19 protein-coding genes are annotated in these 23,840 nt (G+C 32.3%); 17 read left to right on the top strand and 2 right to left on the bottom strand.

Going from position 1 to position 23,840, the window contains the following annotated elements:
- Window positions 1-352: 352 nt before the first annotated feature.
- Window positions 353-1,270, bottom strand: coding sequence for an LCP family protein (locus VS182_RS01615; protein ID WP_479484793.1), 918 nt, complete (start codon window positions 1,268-1,270; stop codon window positions 353-355).
- A 240-nt stretch (window positions 1,271-1,510) separates the two neighbouring features.
- Window positions 1,511-2,149 (bottom strand): IMPACT family protein, encoded by a 639-nt coding sequence (locus VS182_RS01610; protein ID WP_479484792.1) that lies wholly within the window; start codon window positions 2,147-2,149, stop codon window positions 1,511-1,513.
- 365 nt (window positions 2,150-2,514) lie between these two features.
- On the opposite strand from VS182_RS01610, the gene metK reads away from it, so the two are divergent.
- The 17 genes from metK to VS182_RS01525 all read left to right on the top strand — a co-directional run bounded on the left by metK (window position 2,515) and on the right by VS182_RS01525 (window position 23,763).
- Window positions 2,515-3,693 carry a methionine adenosyltransferase gene (gene metK / locus VS182_RS01605; RefSeq protein WP_479489057.1) on the top strand — a complete coding sequence of 393 codons (1,179 nt, stop codon included), beginning with the start codon at window positions 2,515-2,517 and terminating at the stop codon, window positions 3,691-3,693.
- A 240-nt stretch (window positions 3,694-3,933) separates the two neighbouring features.
- A complete protein-coding gene (locus VS182_RS01600) occupies window positions 3,934-4,380 on the top strand; it encodes a hypothetical protein (RefSeq protein ID WP_479484791.1) in 447 nt (148 codons plus the stop codon).
- 1,544 nt (window positions 4,381-5,924) lie between these two features.
- On the top strand, window positions 5,925-8,360 hold the full coding sequence (secA, locus tag VS182_RS01595; RefSeq protein ID WP_479488786.1) for a preprotein translocase subunit SecA: 2,436 nt from the start codon (window positions 5,925-5,927) through the stop codon (window positions 8,358-8,360).
- Window positions 8,361-8,378: 18 nt separating this feature from the next.
- Window positions 8,379-9,489 (top strand): peptide chain release factor 2 gene (gene prfB, locus VS182_RS01590; protein ID WP_479488785.1). Its coding sequence is split into 2 segments (ribosomal slippage): window positions 8,379-8,450 and window positions 8,452-9,489, totalling 1,110 coding nucleotides; the frame shifts between segments, so codons are not numbered across the junction.
- Between the two features lie 149 nt (window positions 9,490-9,638).
- Entirely contained in the window at window positions 9,639-10,328 is a 690-nt protein-coding gene (locus VS182_RS01585; RefSeq protein ID WP_479484789.1) for a hypothetical protein, read from the top strand.
- 20 nt (window positions 10,329-10,348) lie between these two features.
- Window positions 10,349-10,693: a c-type cytochrome gene (locus tag VS182_RS01580; RefSeq protein ID WP_479484788.1), complete on the top strand. Its 345-nt coding sequence runs from the start codon at window positions 10,349-10,351 to the stop codon at window positions 10,691-10,693.
- A 338-nt stretch (window positions 10,694-11,031) separates the two neighbouring features.
- Window positions 11,032-13,560, top strand: a complete 2,529-nt coding sequence (locus VS182_RS01575) for a transglycosylase domain-containing protein (protein ID WP_479489056.1) — start codon at window positions 11,032-11,034, stop codon at window positions 13,558-13,560.
- A 472-nt stretch (window positions 13,561-14,032) separates the two neighbouring features.
- Window positions 14,033-16,207: a transglycosylase domain-containing protein gene (locus VS182_RS01570; RefSeq protein ID WP_479492671.1), complete on the top strand. Its 2,175-nt coding sequence runs from the start codon at window positions 14,033-14,035 to the stop codon at window positions 16,205-16,207.
- A gap of 178 nt (window positions 16,208-16,385) precedes the next feature.
- A complete protein-coding gene (locus VS182_RS01565; RefSeq protein WP_479484786.1) occupies window positions 16,386-17,492 on the top strand; it encodes a YkvI family membrane protein in 1,107 nt (368 codons plus the stop codon).
- 164 nt (window positions 17,493-17,656) lie between these two features.
- On the top strand, window positions 17,657-18,556 hold the full coding sequence (locus VS182_RS01560) for an ABC transporter substrate-binding protein (RefSeq protein WP_479488783.1): 900 nt from the start codon (window positions 17,657-17,659) through the stop codon (window positions 18,554-18,556).
- A gap of 88 nt (window positions 18,557-18,644) precedes the next feature.
- Window positions 18,645-19,598 (top strand): FecCD family ABC transporter permease, encoded by a 954-nt coding sequence (locus VS182_RS01555; RefSeq protein WP_479492670.1) that lies wholly within the window; start codon window positions 18,645-18,647, stop codon window positions 19,596-19,598.
- Window positions 19,599-19,607: 9 nt separating this feature from the next.
- The gene (locus VS182_RS01550; RefSeq protein WP_479492777.1) at window positions 19,608-20,381 is read left to right on the top strand and encodes an ABC transporter ATP-binding protein; all 774 of its coding nucleotides are present in this window, start codon (window positions 19,608-19,610) and stop codon (window positions 20,379-20,381) included.
- 149 nt (window positions 20,382-20,530) lie between these two features.
- Complete coding sequence (locus VS182_RS01545) at window positions 20,531-21,073, top strand: cob(I)yrinic acid a,c-diamide adenosyltransferase (protein WP_479484783.1); 543 nt, start codon at window positions 20,531-20,533, stop codon at window positions 21,071-21,073.
- Window positions 21,074-21,475: 402 nt separating this feature from the next.
- The gene (locus tag VS182_RS01540) at window positions 21,476-21,778 is read left to right on the top strand and encodes a hypothetical protein (RefSeq protein ID WP_479488782.1); all 303 of its coding nucleotides are present in this window, start codon (window positions 21,476-21,478) and stop codon (window positions 21,776-21,778) included.
- Window positions 21,779-22,225: 447 nt separating this feature from the next.
- Window positions 22,226-22,351, top strand: coding sequence for a hypothetical protein (locus VS182_RS01535; RefSeq protein WP_479492669.1), 126 nt, complete (start codon window positions 22,226-22,228; stop codon window positions 22,349-22,351).
- 155 nt (window positions 22,352-22,506) lie between these two features.
- Complete coding sequence (locus VS182_RS01530) at window positions 22,507-22,923, top strand: hypothetical protein (RefSeq protein WP_479484780.1); 417 nt, start codon at window positions 22,507-22,509, stop codon at window positions 22,921-22,923.
- A gap of 294 nt (window positions 22,924-23,217) precedes the next feature.
- Window positions 23,218-23,763: a peroxiredoxin gene (locus VS182_RS01525; RefSeq protein ID WP_479484779.1), complete on the top strand. Its 546-nt coding sequence runs from the start codon at window positions 23,218-23,220 to the stop codon at window positions 23,761-23,763.
- The last annotated feature ends 77 nt before the right edge of the window (window positions 23,764-23,840 follow it).

Below are 23,840 nucleotides of genomic sequence, written 5' to 3'. Positions count from 1 at the left end.
ATTAAAAATCCTTTCATTTTCCAATATTTTGCTTTTTGAAGCATTTCTTATTTTAACATTCTTAATTTTTATTAAAAAAAGCAAAAACTATTTTTTATATAATTAATTATTATCTATAAAAATATTAATAGATTGATATAAAATTGACTTCTTAGTTAATTTATAATAATTTTCTTTAATATTTTGTAATTATAACTTATGTTGATACCTCTGAGATAGTTCTCAATATCTCTTAAGTAATATTTTCTAAACATATTATTTTCCTCTTAAGAGATATTTAAGTATATAATATATTAGATATATCATTTATTTATATTCGCATTTATTTATAAATATACATAATGAATGTACATTAATTATCTTTATTTTCTTGCTCGCATTCTTTGTTTTGTGGTAAATCTAAGTGTTTTCGTATTTCATGGCTTATTTTTTTTCTTTCATCTTCATCTACTAAATAAACATCGGCTCCATTTATTTTAGCATTTTTACCTTCATAATGGATGCCATCAATGCGTTTTGATTTATCTTTGTAATTATCGTAGAGATCTAAAAAGTGACCTATTGGTATATCTGTTTTTAAATAATTTCCCATATCATTTATCAACGTAGGTAATAAATGCATATTAGACAGCGAAAAGATTTTTTCGTATATTCCCTTCAATACAATCTGACCTCTTTTGAGGCGTCCTATGTCACCTTCTTTGTCTAATTTTCTCATACGGACAAAATTTAGCGCCTGCTGACCATCTATATACTTAAGCCCTTTTTTGAAATCTTCGCCGCGAAACGAAAAATCAAATGGTATATTTATTTCTATCCCACCCAATCTATCTATGATTGATTTAAACCCTTCCATATTTATTTCTATATAACCATCTATAGACGTGCATATAAATTTTTCAATGGTTTTCTTAGCTAATTCAGATCCTCCGTAGGCATAACTGTGATTTATTTTATTTTCTCCGTGGTCTGGGATAGATACATAAGTATCTCTTGGGAATGATAAGGTTTTAATTTCGTTTTTTTCTAAATTTAAACTTACTAGGTGAATTGCATCTGATCTGCCATGATCTTTGGGTCTTTTATCAATTCCTAGAAGTAATATTAATTCAGGTTTTTTATTAACATGGGGATTTTTTTTGTTATAATTACCTTGTTCATCTATATATATCTTATTTACAAAATTCAAAAATAAAAGGTATATTCCCAATACAATAGCTAATAAAATAGATAATATAATTAATAAATTACGTTGATAGCTTTTGTTCACAGGTCTGATACCTTCTTTTCAGATAATTATTAAAAATAGCCAATTATTGGTTTGGGGATTTTTATAGGACTTAGCATATAAAATGACTATTATATTCATATACATACGTTATTTTAACCCTTGGCATATAAATCTATATATAATAATCAACCTTTATCTTCTGATAAATTTACAAATCATATATTATAATGTTATTTATTTTAAATAAACAAATAAACAAATAAACAAATAAACAATCATTTATTTATTTTGCAAAGATATGCATTTCCACATTTTCATGCCTTTTTCAATTTGTAGATCTTTTTTAATTGTTTTTTGGATTTTATTTTTCAATTCATTTTCATGCTTACAAGGGATCCATAATTCAACATGGACCATTTGTTTGAAATTTGTTTTAATTTCCAGCGCTTTATGGCTCTTTAAATGGTGATATATGACATCGAATGATTCGTATGGTAACGAAAGTGACCAATGTCGGTATAAGTTTCTCATACCAGTGTCAACATCATCAATCGTTTTTTTAGCTGACTGGGTGTATGCTCTAACTAGTCCACCAAAGCCTAATTTAGTGCCGCCGAAGTATCTCACTACAATGATAGCTGTGTAACATAAATTAGCCGTTTTTAATATATTTAAAATGGGCTTACCAGCTGAACCGTGAGGTTCACCATCATCGTAATATCTTTGCCAGTCGGTATCCAAAATGTATGCATATGTATGATGTGTCGCGTTAGGATGTATTTTTTTTATATTTCTTTTAAATTTTTTCCAACTCGCTTCATCTTCTATTGGTGAGGCATATCCTATAAACTTTGATTTTTTTATTTCAATTGTAGACATAGAGGACTTCGATAATGTTAATGATTGTATTTCTGACATGGTTTCTCTCCTATGTATATTTTATAAATTAATATATATTTTATTATTTATAAAATATTATAAAATTAAGATTTATTTTACTAAGACTTTAGTATCCTTAGTGCAAAGGCTGAAATTTTGGTTTACTATTATTTTCTTCTACCTTTATTTTTAATTTAAAATTCTTATTTAAGAAAAATTTTTTTAAATAAATACTTAGGGTATGCTTTTTAAAATCATATTTTTGATACTTATTTGATTTTTTTCATTAAAAATAGCAATTTACATAAAAATTAAAACATTGGCGTTGCCAAGGGGGTAATATTGTGTTAGATAATCGTCATTTTTTTACGTCAGAATCTGTAACTGCTGGTCATCCTGATAAAATGTGCGATCAAATTTCCGATGCGATTCTTGATGCTATTTTAGCTAAAGATAAAGAAGCCAGAGTAGCTTGTGAGGCCATGGTTACCACAGGGCTTATATTTTTATCGGGTGAAATTTCAACAAATTGCTATGTAGATTTTACAAAAGTTGTGCGTGAAACAGTAGCTGATATAGGTTATGTTCGTGCTAAATATGGGTTTGATGCTGCTACTTGTGCTATCATAACCTCCATTGATGAACAATCGGCTGATATTGCAGACGGTGTTAACTTGTCTTGGGAGCAAAGACAAAATGCACAAAACTTAGAATTAGTTCAAAATTCGACTATGGATGATAAAAATAAATTACTGGGTGCTGGAGATCAAGGTATTATGTTTGGTTTTGCGTGTAAGGATACAACAGAAATGATGCCTATGCCTATTTCTTTAGCTCATCGTTTAGCTAGGCAGCTTAATTTAGTTCGTGTTAAGGGCATACTTCCTTATCTACGCCCTGATGGGAAAGTGCAAGTTACAGTTGAATATTTAGATGATAAGCCTGTTCGTGTTGATACCGTTGTTTGTTCTTCTCAGCATTCTGAAGATGTTGCTTTTAAGACTTTAGAAACTGATTTAATTGAGCAAGTTATAAAACCTATTTTACCTGTCAGCATGTTAGATACAAACACGCGTTATTTAATAAATCCTAGTGGTCGTTTTATTATTGGTGGACCTATGGGTGATGCTGGTTTAACAGGTAGAAAAATTATTATCGATACCTATGGAGGTTATTCAAGGCATGGGGGCGGGGCTTTTTCTGGTAAAGATCCTACAAAGGTAGATCGTTCAGGAGCGTATGCTGCGCGTTATATAGCTAAAAATATAGTAGCTGCTGATTTAGCTGATCGTTGTGAAGTTCAGTTAGCTTATGCTATCGGTGTCGCTCAACCAGTTTCTATTTATATTGATACTTTTGGCACAGGCAAAGTAGATGAAAATTTATTAATCAATCTTGTAAAAGATAAATTGGACCTTAGTCCTTCTGGGATTATTAATAAATTTCAATTACTAAGACCTATATATAGGCCTTTAGCTTCATACGGACATTTTGGTCGTAAAGATTTACAGTTGCCTTGGGAATATACAGATCTATCCGTATCTTTGAAGGACGCTGTTTATCAAATATCCTCCCTTTCTTAAATGTCTGTTAAGTGATATTATGAGTTTAATACTATTTTTTGTATTATCCATAATTTGTTTTTTTATAGTTAGATTTCAATATTTTAAATCAGATTGTTTTTATGTATAAAAAGTAACTAAATTCAGTTTAAGCTTATAAATATTTTTGATTATTTATGTTTTTATGCTTTAAGATTTCTTTAAAGGTTAATTTCATCATGTCAATTCTTAAATAAATTAGAATTAGAGAGGATGATGATGATGGGTAGATTATGGCTTTTTGTAATCTTTATCCCTGCCATTGTTGTTCTTTTCTGTTTTATCCTTCGGTATATTGTGCGCTATTTTGTTATGGTTTTAGGTAAGTATTACCCTGTGCGTGTGAAAAAATTAGTTCTATTGACCCATAATAGCCAGAGGCGTATTGAATGGTCTATTTGGTCCTATAACATGTTAAACAATTTCCGGCGGCGCAAATCCAGTATTACCTGTTTAGATTTTGGTTCAACAGATGATACTCTGGCTATTTTGGACCGTTTGTGCGAACGCTATAGTGGATTGGATGTTATTAGATTAAGCTCTATGGATGACGAAGAAAAAGTTATTAGTGAGCTCTTAGAGAATAGTAATGCCGAAATAGAAAAAAGAGTTGTTTTAGATTTACGTGAAGGTGATGTTTCTGAGGATTCAGAGCGCCACCTAGCGTAAATGTTTTTTTGTTTATTTGTACCGTGCATGCACAAAAGTAAAAAAAGTAAAAATCATTAATAAATAAAATGTTATGGAATTTCTAAAGTTTGCAAAATCTTATATTTTAAGATTTTGCAAACAAAAATAGACATTCCTCGATCCCCTGTGTAAAATGTAAGTGCGGCACACAAAACATAACAGTAGGATAAAAATGTCTATTAATTGTAGACTAACAAATCAATCTTATTTGGTCGTATTTTTTCATAAATTGAGGTTCATATCCCGATTTTTTTCACCTGGTTTAAATAATCTTGTTCATGTTATCTATGTATAAAAAAACTTTAACTGAACTTTGTCCGATATTCATAAAAAAGCTTTTATATATATGGTTCATCAAACTATAAGCTATATTATTATCTATGCTAAACGAGATTCAAAGATGCTCAATTCAGAAGCGAAAAAAATCTTATGAATAATTTATTAGTCACGCGAAGAAAAAATAAACCTTACTTTCTTGATTATACTGCACGTAAAAAGGTAAAGTAAGCTTCATTAGCTCAACATGCTATCCCAGTAGCTTGGTATCATTATTCTGATTTAGATAAAAAATTATATATGGGACATTCTGTTATTAAATCTATGTTATATACAGAGCATTTAAGCTATAATTTAGAATTTAAATATTCTAATAAAACAGAAAAATAAAATAAATGTGGCTTGCGATATCATGATTAGTGTACCCATTTTGATCGAAAAGCATATATTTTAACAGATTATTGGTATGCTTAAAAATAAGTAATATCAATAAGTTTGAAAAATGATTTAATTTTATTGCTTTATGAAAAAATAATAAAATAATTTATCGTATTGGTGTTAGAAAAAATCAAAATATTGTCAAAGTATATAACAAACGCAGACGCGGCAATTTTTAACGTTCAAAAAACAAAATTATACTGGATTATACGTGTTAAGTGAGGTCGAGATATATCTTCTTGCTTTTTTGGTCATTACAGTTAACTTTTGTTTTATAACTCCTATGACTGTAAGAATTTTTTTGTTTTTTTATAATAATGTATATTTTTTTAACTAATTAAATTATTTTTTTAACAAATTATTTTGTCTACATAAAATGAGTGTGTTTTAAGGATTTGTTTATAGTTGATATGAGCAATATAAAATCATAAGAATCCACCTCTTTTATTATATAGGTTGATTCTTATGATTTTAATAAAAATATGGACTATAATGATAATATAGTTTATATTATATACAATATAGACTATATTATTTAAAGTGTACCCGGAAGATCTTTTTTATCCAAAATTTCTTAGTATATTCATTTTATTAATATTTAGTTTTTTATTGTTATTTATTGATTTCGATATGATTGTTCTTTATATTAAGAATATTATATGTATTGTCCTTTGGTTTTTAATAGGATAAAGTATTTCGCTGGCGTGAAAATTAGATCTAGATCTGTTACACTTATTACACTCTTTTTATGAAGATAGTTTGAGCGGAAAATTTTGTTAGCCATGAATAGTAAGGAGCGGATATGCGCTATGTTAAAGACCGTGCGCAAATTTTTGGATGGACATGAACGTCAACTTAAGAAACTGTTTTCTATAGCTGATTACATCGAATCTTTAGAAAGTGATTTGGAAAAATTAACCGATGATGAATTGCGCGGTAAAACTTTTGAGTTTCGTAAAATGTACAAAGCTGGTGAAGAATTAGATACTATTTTACCTGAAGCTTTTGCTGTGGTTCGTGAAGCTTCCAAGAGGACATTAGGTTTGCGTCATTTTAAGGTCCAGTTAGTTGGCGGTATGGTGCTTCATCAAGGTGATATTGCTGAGATGAAAACAGGTGAGGGTAAGACATTGGTTTCCACGTTACCGGCTTATTTGAATTCTTTGCCGAGGACAGGTGTTCATATCATTACCGTTAACGATTACTTAGCCCAACGTGATCGGGAAAACATGGGACGACTTTATGAATTTTTGGGGCTTGAAGTAGGTTTGAACCTTGCTAATATGTCTGCTTACAATAAGCGTCAAGCATATTCGGCGGATATTACCTTTGGTACAAATAATGAATATGGTTTTGATTACTTAAGAGACAACATGGTTAGCAGTCCTGATCAATTAACACAGCGTGAACTAAGTTATGCTATCGTGGACGAGGTTGATAGTATTTTAATCGATGAGGCTCGTACACCTTTAATTATCAGTGGACAATCTTCTAAGGCAACTGATTTGTATTATACTGCTAATAGGGTTGTAATGTCTTTAACGTTAGATAAAGATTATAGTATTGATGTGAAAACAAAGCAGGTTTCACTTATGGAATCTGGGACTTCGCGTGTGGAGAAAGCTTTAGGTATAGATAATCTTTATGATATGAGTAACATTACTATCAATCATCATATTCAACAGGCCCTTAAGGCTCATGCGCTTATGAAGCGTGATATTGATTATGTTGTTAATGAAGATGGCGTTATCATTGTGGATGAATTTACGGGGCGTTTGATGCAAGGGCGCCGCTATAGCGATGGATTACATCAAGCTATTGAAGCTAAAGAAGGCTTAAAAGTACAACACGAGAGTATGACTTTGGCTACCGTTACACTGCAGAACTTTTTTCGTTTGTATAAGAAGATTTGCGGTATGACCGGTACGGCTAAAACAGAGGAAGAGGAATTTCGTAAAATTTATAACATGCGCGTATTGCCGATACCTACTAATAGGCCGATGCGTAGAAAAGATCTACCTGATATTTTATACGCTAATGATAAAGCTAAATTTAAATCTGTTGTTGCTGAAATTGTAAAAAAACATCGCACAGGGCAACCTGTACTTGTGGGAACCATTTCTATTGAAAATTCAGAGCTTTTATCCTCGATGATTAAAAAACATAATATTAAACACGAAGTTCTTAATGCTAAAAATCATGCTCGTGAAGCTGAAATCATCGCGCGTGCAGGTCAAATGGGCGGTGTAACAATTGCTACAAATATGGCGGGTCGTGGAACGGATATCGTTTTGGGTGAGGGTGTAGCTGATTTAGGTGGATTGCATATCATCGGTACGGAAAGACATGAAAGTCGTCGTATTGATAATCAGCTTAGGGGTCGTTCTGGTCGACAGGGAGATCCTGGTTCTTCGCAGTTTTTTCTATCCTTTTCTGATGACTTAATGCGCCGGTTTGCGCCCGAGAAAATGGAACGCATTGTCCAACGTATGGGTATGGAAGAAGATCAGCCTTTGGAGAGTAAAATGTTTACCCGTGCTGTTGAAAGAGCTCAGAAAAGGGTTGAAGGTAATAATTTTGATTCTCGTCGTTGGGTTTTACAATATGACGATGTATTAAATAGACAGCGTTGTATTATATATGATCAACGCAGTGAAGTGCTTATCGGTGAAGACCTAGAAGGTATTTTTCGTAAAATGTTAGAATTAGTTGTTGAACGCACGGTTAAGGTTCATACTTCTGATGAATTAGAAGAGATGTGGGATTTAGAGGCTATTAAGGATTTTGCAGAGACACATTTACTTTCCGATGAAAAATTGAATATAGATGATTTTCGTTCTAAAGATCCCGATAGCATTTCAAAAGATCTTATCACCCAGGCAATGGATTACTTCGGAAGATGCAAGAAATCATTTGATTCAGTTGATGAAATGTATGATATTATTAAATCAATCCTTCTGAGAACTGTTGACCGTAAGTGGATGGATCATATCGATGCTATGGATCATCTAAGACAAGGTATTCATTTACGTGCTTATGGGCAGGACAATCCTTTACGTGCTTATCAAATGGAAGGTTTTTCTATGTTTGAGCAAATGGTTCAAGAAATACAAGATGAATCTGTTCGTTATATAGTTAAATCTATAAGTTTGAGAGATGAAAAACCAAAAGACAAGAATGGTAATAATGAAGAACTGCTCAAGAAAATGATTGGTGAATTAAACGAAGGGTCTGATGATCAGTAATCTGGAGGGGAAGATTTTTTGGAATTAAATACAATAAAGCAACAACTGTCGCAAATAAGGTGTGTTTTAGAAGAATTGCGTGAGTCCCTTTGACTTAGACGATAAAAGATTGGCTTTAAATATTGATGAGAAAAAGATGTCCCAATCTAATTTTTGGCAACAAACCAAAGAAAAGCAGCAGGTAGTTATTGATAGTGTGAAATTGTTGCGTGAACAATTGGGTGGATGGGATAGACTATTTACCAAGTATGAAGAAACGAATATTTTATGTAATTTATTACTAGAAGATTACGATCAGGAAATGTTTAGTGAATTAGTATTACTTTCCCAAAAACTAGATAAAGAGCTACAGCAATTTCGTTTAACTGTCCTATTATCTGACCAATATGATAGCTGCGCGGCATTTTTGGATCTTCACCCTGGAGCAGGTGGTTTAGAGTCCCAAGATTGGGTGGATATGTTGCTACGTATGTATATGCGTTGGGCTGAGAAGCGATCTTATGAAGTTGAAATTTTATCACTGTTACCTGGTGATGAAGCAGGAATTAAAGATGTTACGATTCGTATTAAAGGATTATATTCATACGGTCTTTTACGATCAGAGATGGGCATACATCGTTTAGTTCGGATTTCTCCATTTGATTCCTCGGGTCGAAGACATACTTCATTTGCTTCTGTAACGGTAATGCCTGATCTGCCTGTAAATAACGAGATCGATATACAACTTTCAGATATTAAAGTCGATACTTATCGTGCTAGCGGTGCAGGAGGGCAGCATATTAACACGACTGATTCAGCTGTACGTATTACTCATTTAGAGACCGGCATTGTCGTTACATGTCAATCAGAGCGTTCTCAAATTAAAAATCGCGAGCGGGCCATAAAAGTTTTGAGGGCCCGTTTATTGGCACATAAACAAGCCCAACGCGCAAAAGAAGAAGCAGCCTTGAAAGGCGAAAGACGAGATATTGATTTTGGTAGCCAGATACGTTCTTATATTTTACATCCTTATCAGCTTGTTAAGGATCATCGTACAAAATATGAAACTGGAAATTTTGGTAATGTGATGGATGGGGGTTTAGATCCTTTTATTTCTTCTTATTTGAACCAGAAACTTATTGATAAATGATAAGTTGCAAATTATAAATTAGAAATTTTAACCTTTTTTATGTTAAAATGTCTTATATGTGTATTATCTGGAATTTAATTTGTTTATTGTGTCTATTGATTGTTTTTTTATATTTTCCATTTTTATCTGATAAGGAGGATATATACTTTATGAATTTGGTATTTTTAGGTAAGTATTTAATTCCCATCTTGCTTTTTACCTTTCTGGCGATAATCGGTTTTATTGTATGGTTTATAGTTTCTTTAAACAATAAACGTAAGCAAGAAGTTCTAGAGTTAGAACAAATTTTTTCAGAAAACACATTAACTAACATCGATATTTCTGGTACTTCGCTGAACAAAGATCGAAGATCCTCTACTAAGAGGGATGATCTACCTTTATCTAATGGATTATCTTATGAATATAAATCTAAAGAGCAGCCAGAAAATAAACGACTTTTAGAAAACGAATATAGAGTTATGTTGCCAGATCTTGATATTAAGAATGAACCCAAATCAAAAAAGATGAATATTAATCGACTACCTGGTATCTATAGCGATTATTACCCTGTGTCTATCGCTTCTCGTCATAGTACATTACCTAGTGTTTTGGACAAATTAAAATTTCGCGTATCACTGCAAAAGGAATACCTTGAACAAACAGATCATCAAAGTAAGATTAATTTACAAAAAAATGATAAGCTCGAAGATACGGTTAATTCTTTATATAGTAACAGTGTTTTGCGACCTTTCATGACAAAACGTATTTTAGATGCAAAAACGCGACGTAAAGCTGATCTATCGTATCCTAATTTTAATAAAGATAAAAAAATTTCTAATGACCATCCACGATTACATTAGTTTTGAGAGGAGTTCTTTTCTTGAGTTCAGAAAGAAAAATTTCTTCTAAATATTTTTTATTTGGTTTTGTTATTTTTATCTTCTGCGTTTTTTCCTTTTGGTTTTTATCGCAATTTTCATCTGAAAAAGAAACGACCGTTGGTGTAATGCAGAAATCACAAGGGCAGCAGTTATATGAAAAAAACTGTTCGCGTTGTCATGGTGCTAACGCTAATGGCCTAGGCACTGCTCCCTCGCTTAAAGTTTGTAGATTGGATGAACAATCTTTTGTTGAAATCGTAAAAAAAGGTAAAGGTAGCCGCATGCCAGCTTTTAGTATAGATGCCAAAGAGATATATAATTTTTTATGTAATAAAAACATATAAGGAGATATTTTATTATCTTTTTATATGTTTTTTCTTTTTTCTTTTTTCTTTTTTCTTTTTTTCAAAAAAATATAATGAAAAATATTTCATAATAGTTTAGAATTTAGTTACAAATAATTTAAATTAGAATTTTTAAATTAAAACTATTATCATATTATTTTTTTTGATTTCCTAATATTATTTACCATATTAAATTATTTTTTTGTTAATAATAACACCATCAGTTAAGTAGTTGCTTAGATATATTAATTTTAAATCCTGAAAATATTTTTGTAATTGTGTATGCTTTGTAAAATAAGTTTCTTATTATATGTTGTACAAGGTGGAGCTTCAATTTGGTGAAAAGAATCAAGCGGAGATCGCGATCAACGACGCGATCATCAGTAAACTGGAGACGTTTTTTTACGCTCAAGTGGATTTCTTTGATTTCTTTGACCGTTATTTTTTTGTCAATTGGTGCTTTTGTTTTGACGTCTGTTTATATTAATCAAGTTAGTAAAGAAGAGTTTAATCGTTTGCGTAACATGGGTTCAAGCTCGAAAATGTTTGATAATAAAGAAGTACCTATTGTTCCTATAGGTGATCTTAATCGTGAGTTGGTTACGATGCCTGAACTGGAGAAGTACAATGAAAAAATAGCTCAAGCTTTTGTTGCTGTTGAAGACAAGCGTTTTTTTAATCATATAGGAATAGATTTTCATTCGATTTTTCGTTCTATTTGGGTCAATCTTAGTTCTTTTAGTCTTCATAAACAGGGTGCTGGTACGATTACGATGCAGGTTGTTCGTAACTTTGATAATAAACGCGAAAAAACTTTTTTGCGTAAAGTAGGGGAAGTTTTTCGTGCGATTAGTTTAGAAAGGGTTGTTTCTGAAGATCAAGATAAGGTGGTTGCTAAAAAAGAAATTTTAAACACATATTTAAATATTATTCAGTTTGGCAGAAATATACAAGGCATTAGATTAGCCTCTAAAGCTTTTTTTAATGTTGATATTACACAAAAAGCTTTAGAGCCACAACAAGTAGCTCTTTTGGTTGCTTGTGTTAAAGCTCCCGCTATTTATGGTCCTTTTTCATCTAAAAAAGATAAAGTTTTTAATAGACGCAACTTAGTTCTGGATCAATTGGTTAAATCTGGTATTTATTCCACTGATGAAGCAGAAGTAGCTAAACAAAAACCTGTTCAATCAGAAGAAGTATGGCTTGAAAAAAATTCTAAAGCAAGTAAATATTTTGCTTATAAGGAACTTGTATTAAAGGAATTAAAACAGAATTATAATTTAGATCCTACAGAATTGCAGGTAGGTAGTTATAAGATTTATACAGGTTTAGATGTTTTAGCACAAGACGCCACAGATCAAGCCTTATCTAACAATAGCTACTATAGGGATCCTGTAGTTAAAACAGCGGATACATCTAAATGGGAAGCTGGTAGTGCTACAATTGAAGTTCAAAGCGGCTTAGTTGCTGCTATTGGTGCTGGGCGAAGATATAAACCTGGTGATCATATACAAGGGTTTTCCGCTATGGAACAATATGGTTCAACAATTAAACCTTTATCTGTGTATGGACCCGCTATTGAAAGAACAGACGGTAAATTAAATGAATATTCTATGGTCGAAGATACAGAGATTCAAATAGGTAATTGGAAACCTAAGAATGCTGATAAAAAAACACGAGGTATGATCCCTTTATCACAAACTGTAGCTGAATCATTAAATTTATCAACTATTAGAGTTATGATGAATCACTCTACAGTTAATTTTAGCTTTCAAAAATTAGCTAGTATGGGTATAAATTTAACCTCTAATGATATGAATATTGCTTCTTTAGCCTTAGGAGCTTTGAGCTCTGGACAAACAATATTTAAATTAGCTTCTGCGTATACTGCTATTGCGAATAATGGAAAAATGTTTTGTCCTCATTTTATAAACAAAGTTATCGGTCGTGATGGACATGAATTACCGCCCGAAAAATCTATATGCGGAACTGATGCATCTAGTGAGGGTGAAAGGGTGATTTTTACGCCTAAAACTGCTTGGTATTTGATTCGTTTATTACGCTATGTAAGTGAACCGGGAGGTATAGGTACAGGAAGATTGTTTTATTTGCGTAATAAATATCCTGTCAGAATGAAGACCGGAACGACGCAAGACAACCAGGCAGGAAGTTTATGCGCTTTTACAACTTTACATTCTACTTGTACAATCGTATTTAATCCCAATCGCTCCGATACATCTAACCACGGAATTAAGAGTAGTGGACCTCCTTTATGGATGACACAGGATATTTTAAACGCTGCTTCTTATAGAAAAAATGTGCCAGATTTTCAAAAACCAGAAGATGTTATGGACCCAATTCCTCCTATACAGATTTCTTCACTTGGATTACAGGGTATTTACGATGGTGCTATGGGCGGTGTGCGTTTAAATTGGATGCCCCAAGTAACAGGTACGGGTGGTTCTGTAATATTGTCTTATAATATTACTAGACAAAGTAGTGATTCTGCACCCCAAATTGTTGCTAAAAACATTTCTAACACAAGTTTTATAGATAATCAGGTAGTACCTGGTAAAAATTATAATTATATCTTAGAATCATACATTCGCGATTCGAATATTATATTGCGTAGAGAACAAGTATCTATTTTAACTAATGCTATTTTACAGTCACCGCTAATGCCACATAATAACTTACTATCTCCAGGTGGCTCCATCTCGCAACCATCATCACCACCACAACAATCATCACCGCCACAACAATCATCACCATCACAACCATCACCACCACAACCATCATCACCATCACAACCTCCTGGTATAAGAGGTGGTGAGGACCCAATTACTCATCATTCGGGTACGGATTAAAAAGAGAATTTGCCTTTAAAAAAATTTTAGGATTGGATTGAGATTTATTTCATACTTTTATACCAATAGGCTTGGCCTATTGGTTGACTTTTCTTCAGCGAATCAATAAAATAGTGTTTATTACAATAAATCATTTTACATAAGTTTTTTGCTAGTTTTTTAATAATAGATTGGATATATTGTTATATGCTTTATAAATTTCCCTTCCATTATTCTTTAATGCATGGTAGGGTATAGATAAGTATACAGTGCCCTTTTATATTATTTGTAGCTTATTTGATGTTTTCGAAAGGGATGATCTGCTCTGAAATCACCTTTTTCAGAACAAAAAAAAATTAATATTGATAACAGTGATAAATATGAGATAAAGTCTAAACTTAATTTATTTGACTGTACGATCAGAAAGATTATTTTAACTTTTTTAACTTTTTTATTTATGGGTGTAGGTTCTTTTTTATTGTTAAAGGTTTATTTGATACAGATAGATAAATCTCAGTATGAAGTTATGCTGGAATCCGATTTTAGTACTTATGTTTTGGACAAAAATGAAGTTAGTGTTGGCAAAATTGATAATATTCAGTATGATTATTCTCGAATAGATGAAATCAAAAAAAATAATAAAAATTTAATAGATGGTTTTACGATAATTGAAGATAAGGGTTTTTACGAGCATAGCGGTATAGCTTTTATGTCTATTATGGGTTCTTTAAAAGAAAACATTAAGTCATTTACGATCGTTAGAGGTGCTAGTACGATAACGATGCAGATGTGTCGTAATTTTTATCAAGATATGGCCACGGCGGATTATTTTCGTAAATTGCGTGAAGTTGCTTGTGCGCTGGAGATAGAAGAGTATCTTCTTAGGATGTTTGATGGAGACAAATTAAAAGCTAAAGATAAGATTTTAGAAATTTATTTTAATTGTATTGATTTTGGTGGTACAAGATTGCGTGTACGTGGTGTTAAGGCTGCGGCAAAACTGTTTTTTGGCAAAGATATAGAAAAAGATGTATTAGAACCACACGAAGTGGCTCTTTTGGTAGGAACTGTTAAAGGTTCGGCCAAGTACGGAGCATTAGGTAGTTATGATCAGGCTTTGAAACGACGTAACAATGTTTTGAAGATCTTCAGAAAAGATAATCTTTATAATGAAGAAGAAGTCGGTTTAGCTATAAATAAAGATTTGCCCGATAGCGAAAAGATATTATCTAATATTAAAAAAGATAAACTTTCTTTGCCATATATGGAGATGGTTTTTAAAGAGCTCAAAGATAAATATGGTTTAAAGAAAGAGCAAGTAATGAGTCAGGGATATAAGATATATACAGGTATGGATTTGCATGTGCAGAATACGATTGATGATATTATGAAAGATAGTCGGTACTTTCCTGATGCAAATCAAGTAAATGCTTCAATCACTATTATGGATTATAAAACTGGCTTAGTTTCAGGTATAAGTGGCGGTCGTGATTATAAAAAGGGTGGTTTCATAAATAGTGCTCAAGCAACTTTGCAGTGGGGATCGATTGTCAAAATTCCCGGTGTTGTTGTTCCTGCATTGGAAAAAAATTCATTGGGTCCCGATCATATAAATGAAGTGGTTAAAGATATACCATACGAACAAGGTACTTATGCGCCTAAAAACTTCGACAATGCTTTTAAGGGTAATATTTCTTTAAAAGATGCAGTAGCTCAGTCGCGTAATATGCCTTTTATTCACCTATTAAGAGAAAAAGTCGGTTTAACATATAGTTATAATACCTTGAAAAAATTGGGTTGGTTGGTCGATGAAAAAGATAAAAATTATTCAGCCTTAGCTTTAGGGGGACAAAATAGAGGCACTACCGCTTTTTCAGTGGCTGATACATATGGAACTATATGTTCAGGAGGCGTTATGCCCTGTAGACGATTTATTAATCGCGTGGAGGATCATAAAGGACGATTGATTAAACCGTCATCAGAATGTAAACCTGAACGTATAATTAGAGAAGATACTTCTTCTAGAGCCAAAGACCTGATGAAATATGTAACTGAACCAAATGGTACAGCTGCTAAATTTAAAAAAGGCAATCGTGATTTGCGTATGAAAACAGGTACAACGAACGATGCAGCTAATGCTGGTTTAGCTATTTGTATGCTAGATCGTTCATATGTATTATCTTTTTTAGCTTATAATGATGCTCGTTTAACGCGATCTTTGCCAAATGCCAAAAAAGATACAGTTGAAATATTTACAGATAGGCATACATTTCCTATAGCAGAAAAACTCGTTGATGCTGTATATGCTAGTAGAAGACCTGCTGATATTAATAACGATAATGAGATTAAAGATAATGAATCATTAGCCCCGCTCAAAGTGGATAAGTTATCTATTTCGCTGTTGCCTATTTCGGATGAGGGTATAATGAAAGTTGTATGGAAGCCTATAGGTGTTAAAAAAGAAAATACGCAAGATACATTAGTTTACAAAGTTGAGCGTGATGGACCAAATGGTTCTAGAGAATGGTCTGATTTAACTGAGTCGCAACGCAGTATCTTAGATGAGGTTGATTTAGATGGTGAACATACTTATACCGTTAGCGTTTACGCTAATAAAGTCAATCCTGCCAATTTCTTGATTAAACATCAAATTGTTCATAGGCGTTAATATAAAGTTTTCGATATCTTGTGAGATTTATATGCAATACTTTGCTTTTTAGTTATAAAATGTCCTCTTCTACATACATTTTTGATGAAGTATGAAAAAGGGGATTTTTTTTATCCAAGAAATGACCAAGCAGTAAGCATATAATGTATATGATAAGCGTATTTTAGGAGGTGTTTTATTGTCTAAGTCTATTAGTACCGTTAAAATTGCTTTCGCTTATGTCGGGACAGTTGTTGGTGCCGGGTTTGCTACCGGTAAAGAAGTTTTTGTTTTTTTTACCAAACATGATATATGGGGCAATTTAGGTATATCAATAGCCATTTTTCTGTTTATATGGTTAGGCTACAGAATGATGCTTATGGGTAATCGATTAGAAGCATCGTCATACGAAGAACTTAATACATATTTATTTGGATCTAAGTTTGGTAAATTATTAACTATTTTTGTAAGTATTACACTTTTTTGTGTAACAACAGCCATGTTGTCTGGTATGGGCACGATATTCTCTGATAACCTTGGGATTCCAATATTTATATCAAATATCCTTGTGGCGTTGTTAACGTATAAAATAGTTTCTAAAAAAATGCAAGGTATTTTGATGATCAATTTATACGTTGTACCACTTATGATTTTTTTCACTGTATTGATATCTTGTTTTAGCATATATTCCTCTGATATTATCGTTTCTAATATAAAATCCCAAAATTTTGATTTTCCTGCTATAGTAATATGGGATGCGCTGCGCTATGTAGGAATTAACTTAGTTATGGCTCAGGCTGTTTTAGTTCCTTTAGGCGTTTCTGCTAAAGATAAAAAGTCCATTTTTCGCGGTTCATTACTAGGGGGAGGTATCCTCGGATTACTTCTTTTGCTGAGTCAGCAGGCTTTATGGATATACTATGATGATATACATGCATCTAATATGCCCATGGCACATATTATTAGCTTTTTGCACCCATTATTATACAACTTATTTTTAATTGTCATAGCTGCGGAAATTTTAACAACATTAGTCGGCAACCTGTATGGTTTAGTTATACGTCAAGTTAAAAATAACCAGCAGAATTTTCTTAAAGTTAATATTATTATTTTAGGCTTAGCGTACCTGTTCTCACTATTTGGTTTTTCTAATATTGTGGAGCATATATATCCACTTCTAGGAGGCCTAAGCCTGTTATCCATTCTTTTTTTATCTTTTCGTAAAATTCCTGCACTTAATAAAAGTCCTAGCCCTCTTCTTTTTAGAGAAACTTATCCAAAACTTAAAGAATATAAAGAAGGTTAGCATGATGACAAAAATCACCCTGAAATCTCAACCCTACCATGTGTTATAGTTAGGTGGGACGGATTTAAGGGTGATTTATTTTAGTTACCCAATTAATTGCGCTATTTTATCTTCCCGGAGAAGGTGATACCATATTTACCCCATCTACGAGCTATAAAAAAATTTTGTTCTTAGTCGGTGCTTTATGTACAATACCGTTTTTTATATGGGTGATAGCTCCTGAATCTATCCAAGAACAAGATACTTGGAATCAAAATTTACGTCGCAATAAAACGATTAATGATATTACTGGTCAAAGGATAAATATTAATGGGATGCCAAAACGCATCGTATCTTTTTCTCCTATATTGACTAATATTTTAGAGGAAACGAAATTCATTAAATTGACTCACAAAGAATTAAATTTAGAAAATGATAAATATATTGTCATCGAAACCAAAAATTACGCTGATATAAATACACTAAAAGAACTCAATCCCGATCTTATTTTGGTTGATCATGATGTTGATCAGCAAATGCTAGCTCAATTAAGACAAGCAGGCTTAAATGTTTTATTTATGCCTCTTTTATCATTCAAGAACTTTTATGAAGCAATTAATATCTTTTCTAATTTATTTTCGCGCAAAAAACAAGCAGATGCTATGATCAAAGAGATTGATTATAAAAAACTTCGCATAATACATAAGATAAAATTTCAACAACAACAAAGGGTCAAAGAAAATAATGTTCCTCAGGATATTAAAGATGTTTTATTTGTACATCAAACGATGCAACAAAACAAAGAAGAATACTTTTTAGTGGCAGGAAAAGGTACATTACTTGATAATATTTTAGAATACATAGATCTGAATAATATTATCAGAGAAAAAGGTAATATTTGGTTAACTAAAAAACAGATTAATGAACTTGGGCCTGATATTATTATTTCACATCAAAACAATGATAAACTACTTGAAGTATTAGCGAATGTTTGTTATATAAACGATCCTTTACCTTTTTTTGCTGATTTTAAGATTGTAGACAACATGGAAAAAATAACTAAATGCTTATATAAAGTTGAATAAGTGCGAGGACTACCAATTGATGCAAGAAGATAAAAAATATAAATTGGCTATTTATTGCTCAATATTATTATTGGTATTAATAATAATATTGAGTTTATTTGTAGGAAGCATTTCTATCTGGACATCTATTTGGTTATATATTACCCAACAAATAACTTATATTGATAATACCGTATCAGATATCATTTTTTTTATTAGGCTGCCAAGGATTATAACTGCAGGTTTAGTTGGGGCTGCATTAGCATTGTGTGGTCTTCTTTTACAAACTGTTTTAGATAACCCATTAGCTGATCCCTACACACTAGGAATAGCTAGCGGATCTGCAGCTTCTGTTGCCATATTAATCGTCGTTATTGAAAGTTTTGCATTATCATTTATGGCATACATCTGGATACCTGCAGCAGCCATGTTAGGTGCAGTACTATCCCTTTTATTTGTTCTATGGGGTACAAGAGGTTCGCGTATTAATTCCTCGGAGCAGGTCATCCTTCTTGGTACAGCTCTCCAGATTATTGGTGGTGCTATTTTAACATTTTCTTCTTACATCTCTTATCCCAATTCATCACCGCTTACATCTTGGCTGCTTGGTAGTATGAACAATACCAATTGGGATAAAACACACCTTTTATTTATTGTTTTAATCATTAGTATTCTTTGGACAAGACTTTGGTATCGTGAACTAAATATTTTACTTTTAGGTGAGATCTATGCATTTCGTTTGGGCGTAAATGTACTTGTCTTAAAACGTTATATTTTTATTATTTCCTCTTTACTTACAGCCTTTACAGTTTCCTTGGTAGGTATTATCGGCTTTGTAGGATTTATCATACCTCGATTTATACATTGGTTTATAGGTACAGAGTATCGTTATGCTCCTTTTATTATCCCTTTGTTCGGAGCTATATTTCTGATCATCGTAGATACTATTTCCCGTTCTATTTTTACTCCACGCGAGTTACCCCTAGGTGTTATTACAGCTTTTATAGCTTCCCCGTGGTTTCTCTGGCTTTTAATTTCTAAAAAAGTATCTAGGGGTGGTTAGTTCTTGGCTATGATGGTAATAGAAGATTTGCAAAAAACATATGCATCAAACACAATTTTGAAAAAAATAAATTTCCATGTTCAACAAAATGATTTTTTAGGTATTATTGGTGCAAATGGTAGTGGTAAAAGTACATTGCTTAAATGTTTAGCTGGATTAATTTCTTTTGAAGGTAATATCCAGTTATACAACAAATGCTTATATAATTATACGTCTAAACAAAGAGCGCAGATGATTTCTTTTTTTTCACAGGACCCATTACCTGACAAAGATATAATGGTGCGTAAAGTAGTTAAAATGGGACGCTATCCTCATCTTAAACGATTTCAAGATTTATCTTTATTAGATCATAACATTATTGATATCGCTATACTTAAGACATTCCTTTGTGCATTACAGCACAAAAATGCGAGTGAACTTAGTGGGGGCGAAAGACAGCGCTTAGCTTGGGCACAAATGTGGACGCAGCAAACATCGTTACTCCTATTGGATGAACCGACGGCTAATTTAGATATGGGAGCTACTATTAAAATGCTTAAGTTACTTAAAAAACTTCATGATGAAATGAAAATAGCTATCGTTATGGTAATGCATGATTGTAATTTGGCTTCTCAAATATGCCAAAGAATTATGATTATCCATAAAGGAGAGATCTTAGGAATTGGCAAACCTAGGGACATATTAACTACTAATAATTTAAAAAAAATCTATGACATAGAAATAGGTGAAATTGAAAATCCAATCAACAAAGCATCTGTTTTTTTTGCAAAGGGTATTAATTAAAGAACATTCATATTAAATTTGTTTATTGTTATTAAATAAGGACAAAAAATAACAAATAATAAAATAATAAACAGCAATAAAAAAATAAAAATAAATAAAGAATAAAACTATATCATATACAATATTTATGAGGAGTTGCGAAAATAATCATGAGTATTTACACGCGTCAAGGTGACCGAGGCGAAACATCATTAACGATGTCTAAAAGGATGTTGAAAGATGATCTTCGTGTAGAAGTTTGTGGTAATTTAGATGAATTGAATGCCTTTATGGGTGAAGCGCATACTTGGGCTGTATATTATAGCGATGAACCTATGCAAAAAAAAATACAAATTATACAAAATGAATTGTTTGACTTGGGAACACACATAGCTAATCCTAAGCGAAATGTTTTAGAAATTAAGCAAGTGCAATGTTTAGAGCAGTGGATTGATCAATTTATTGAACAACTTCCTCCTCTTAAATCTTTTATTTTACCTGGAGGCAACTTTTTATCTGCAAGTTTACATAAAGCACGTTCTGTAGTTAGAAGGACAGAAAGAAGATTGGTGACATTATTTCATCGTTATAACGATGAATATGTACATGAGGATATCTCCCTTGCATATATAAATCGCTTATCCGATTTGCTTTTTATGATGGCTCGCGCGGCTAATACTCATGAAGAGGTTATTTATAAATTGGAAAGATAAATTATGTTTTCATCAATTGGCGGGTATGTTTTTTTTAACAAAAATGAATTTAAATAAATGTCAAGGAATATAAATTAAAGAAGTTTTTGATTTATATTCCTTGACCTGCACCGACAACTAGTTATTTTTTTTAAAACATAGATTTTTGTGTAACTTCATGTAGCCATTTAATATAAATTCAAAAACTAAGATAAATATAATTATATTTATCTATATGAATAGGCGATTAATAAAATTGATTTTATTAAAAAAAAGATTAAATTACACAAATGTAAGCTTATTGTAAGACAAAAAAGCTGGATGATTTGAATTTAGAAAGTTATAATTGAGTATGCCCCCGGAGGTTTGTTTATATGATTAAAATACTAAAATTTGAAAATTATTTCGGAGGGATGATCGATAATGAGTTTAAAGAGATCGATTTTAATAGGAATAGCTTGTGGAACTGTTTTAGTGGGGTTAGTAGGAGCTGACAGCTGCGGAGGTTCAGAGCCAGCGAAAGAAAGTAAAGAAAGTAAAGAAAGTAAAGATACTAAGCCTGATGCTGGAGCTCCAGCTGCATCTAATCAACCTGCTTCAGCAACAACTTCACCAATGACTACTTCAGCAGATCCAAAGGGACCATCAGCGGGTCAAACGACTGATTCTTCATCATCTAAAAAAGATGATGTTAAAAAAGAAGATACTAAGCCTTCAGCTAATTAGTTTTGGGTTTTATTATCTAATTTTATAAATTTAAATATTTATTTATAAACTAATCCCCTTCGCTTAAATGTGTATGGGGATTAGTTTTTTTAATCCCCATATTTTAATTTTTAGAATATGGGGATTAAAAATTATTTATTTGTTTTCTGAGTTTTAAATTTTGTTTTTTATTTCCCAATCTAATTTTGAATTAAATAATTATTTTGATTCATTTTTATTATTTAATTTTTAATTGAAATAAATATTTATTATAAATATTTTTTAATTATTTGACTTTTAAAGATTTCAGGGTAAAAATAATACTTGTCTGCATTTGTCCCAGTATATTGCAATATATATTTTGTTATAGGTGTGCTCTTGGGACAACGAGAAGCTAATTTTTGTCAGTTAAAGAGCCTCCAATTTTTATAGAGGCTCTTTTTCTTTGGATGTTTTTTTTTTTTTTTTTTGAAGGATGGTGATGAACTTGAGCGAAAAGTAAAAGCTATGCGTACTAGGGTGGTTGGGGATGGGGTGTACCCCTTTGTTTCCTCAAAAGGGGGCGATGCCAGTATTTTAGATTTCAACGTATAGGGGAAATCTTAAGTATGAGTGTTTCGTATTTCTTACTTGTTATTTAAAATAATATTTATGACTAAAATAACTTTTATACCAAAGTTTTTTTCTAGGGTTGTGGCTTCAAACTTTTTTTTAGATCAAAACCCTTAGTTTGCCCGGAGGTGTCTTTTTTGAGAAAGCTTATTAATAAACGCAGGATTGTATTGATTTCTGGATTGACTCTTATCTCTTCAGCAATTTTGTTAATGGGTGGTTGTTTAGAGAAAGACAAGGAAAAAGAAGATGCATCAACGCCATCTAACCAATCACAACCAGCACCACCAATGCCGCCGCCATCTAGCGGGGCACCACCTGATGCAGCTGGTGGACCATCATCACCTGGTGGTGGAGCTGGCGGACCAGGTGGAGCTGGCGCACCACCTGGCGGACCTGGCGGACCAGGTGGAGCTGGCGCACCACCTGGACCACCTGGACCACCTGGCGGATCTGGCGGACCTGGGGGACCTGGAGGACCTGGAGGTAAACCTCCACATGGAGCGAAGCCTCCTGGTCCTGGAGCCTCGCCTAAAGCACCACCTGGAGCTTAAATATCTTTTATATTTTAATTTAATTATGTTTTTTGTGGTTATTTATATTAGTTGTTTACACCATAAATTAGCACCTGGAAAAATAAAGAAATTCTTTGGTATTTCAACGAGCGTCCCGTGGGGGACGTTCTTTATATTAACAGAATTAAATTTTTTTTGATAATAAAAAACTCTTTTAATTAGATGAGTAGCGTTAGATTGACTACCATTTGGGCTCCGTGATATGCTAGTTGTGTATTTGTTATCCGCCGATTTTTTAGCTTTTTAATTTCTGGAATATAGGATGTGTGCCGTATGAGTACTTGTTTTGTTGGTAAAGCTGCTCCTTCTTTTAGTATGAATAGTACGAAAAATCTAGATACTTTAAAAGATCCTGTACAGCTTTCTGACTATAAAAATAGATGGCTGATTTTATTTTTTTACCCCTTAGATTTTACCTTTGTTTGTCCTACAGAAATTACTGCATTATCGGATAGATATGATGAATTCCAAGATTTGGGTTGTGACATCTTAGGTGTGAGTTGTGATAGTGTTTATTCTCATAGAGCGTGGATTAAGCAAGATCGTAAAAATGGTGGTTTAGGTAATATTAAATACCCTCTGGCTGCTGATTTATTACATAATGTTAGTATCGATTATGGTGTTTTTGATGAATCTGCCGGTCATCCTCGTAGAGGTTTATTTATCATCGATGATAAAGGTATTATTCGTTATCAAGTTGTTACCGAAAACTCTGTAGGTCGTAGTACGGATGAAACCTTACGTGTTTTAAAAGCTTTGCAATCAGGCGGGCTTTGTCCTGTTGATTGGAAACCTGGTCAAGTTAACTTGAAAAATTAATAAATTTGCAACTTCTTACACCTTTACCTTCATTATACCATTCAAAGTTTAAACCAAATATATATTGGTTTAACAGC

It is taken from the genome of Pasteuria ramosa (genome assembly GCF_056496785.1).
Note: the sequence above shows the minus strand (reverse complement) of the source record. Positions and strands in the feature narration are given on the sequence as shown.

What these genes read in the sequence shown, in the direction of transcription:
- VS182_RS01610 (WP_479484792.1), bottom strand. Translation starts at nt 2,149, where the DNA reads ATGTCAGAAATACAATCATTAACATTATCGAAGTCCTCTATGTCTACA.
- metK (WP_479489057.1), top strand. Translation starts at nt 2,515, where the DNA reads ATGTGCGATCAAATTTCCGATGCGATTCTTGATGCTATTTTAGCTAAA.
- VS182_RS01600 (WP_479484791.1), top strand. Translation starts at nt 3,934, where the DNA reads ATGGGTAGATTATGGCTTTTTGTAATCTTTATCCCTGCCATTGTTGTT.
- secA (WP_479488786.1), top strand. Translation starts at nt 5,925, where the DNA reads ATGTTAAAGACCGTGCGCAAATTTTTGGATGGACATGAACGTCAACTT.
- VS182_RS01585 (WP_479484789.1), top strand. Translation starts at nt 9,639, where the DNA reads ATGAATTTGGTATTTTTAGGTAAGTATTTAATTCCCATCTTGCTTTTT.
- VS182_RS01550 (WP_479492777.1), top strand. Translation starts at nt 19,608, where the DNA reads ATGATGGTAATAGAAGATTTGCAAAAAACATATGCATCAAACACAATT.
- VS182_RS01545 (WP_479484783.1), top strand. Translation starts at nt 20,531, where the DNA reads ATGAGTATTTACACGCGTCAAGGTGACCGAGGCGAAACATCATTAACG.
- VS182_RS01540 (WP_479488782.1), top strand. Translation starts at nt 21,476, where the DNA reads ATGAGTTTAAAGAGATCGATTTTAATAGGAATAGCTTGTGGAACTGTT.
- VS182_RS01525 (WP_479484779.1), top strand. Translation starts at nt 23,218, where the DNA reads ATGAGTACTTGTTTTGTTGGTAAAGCTGCTCCTTCTTTTAGTATGAAT.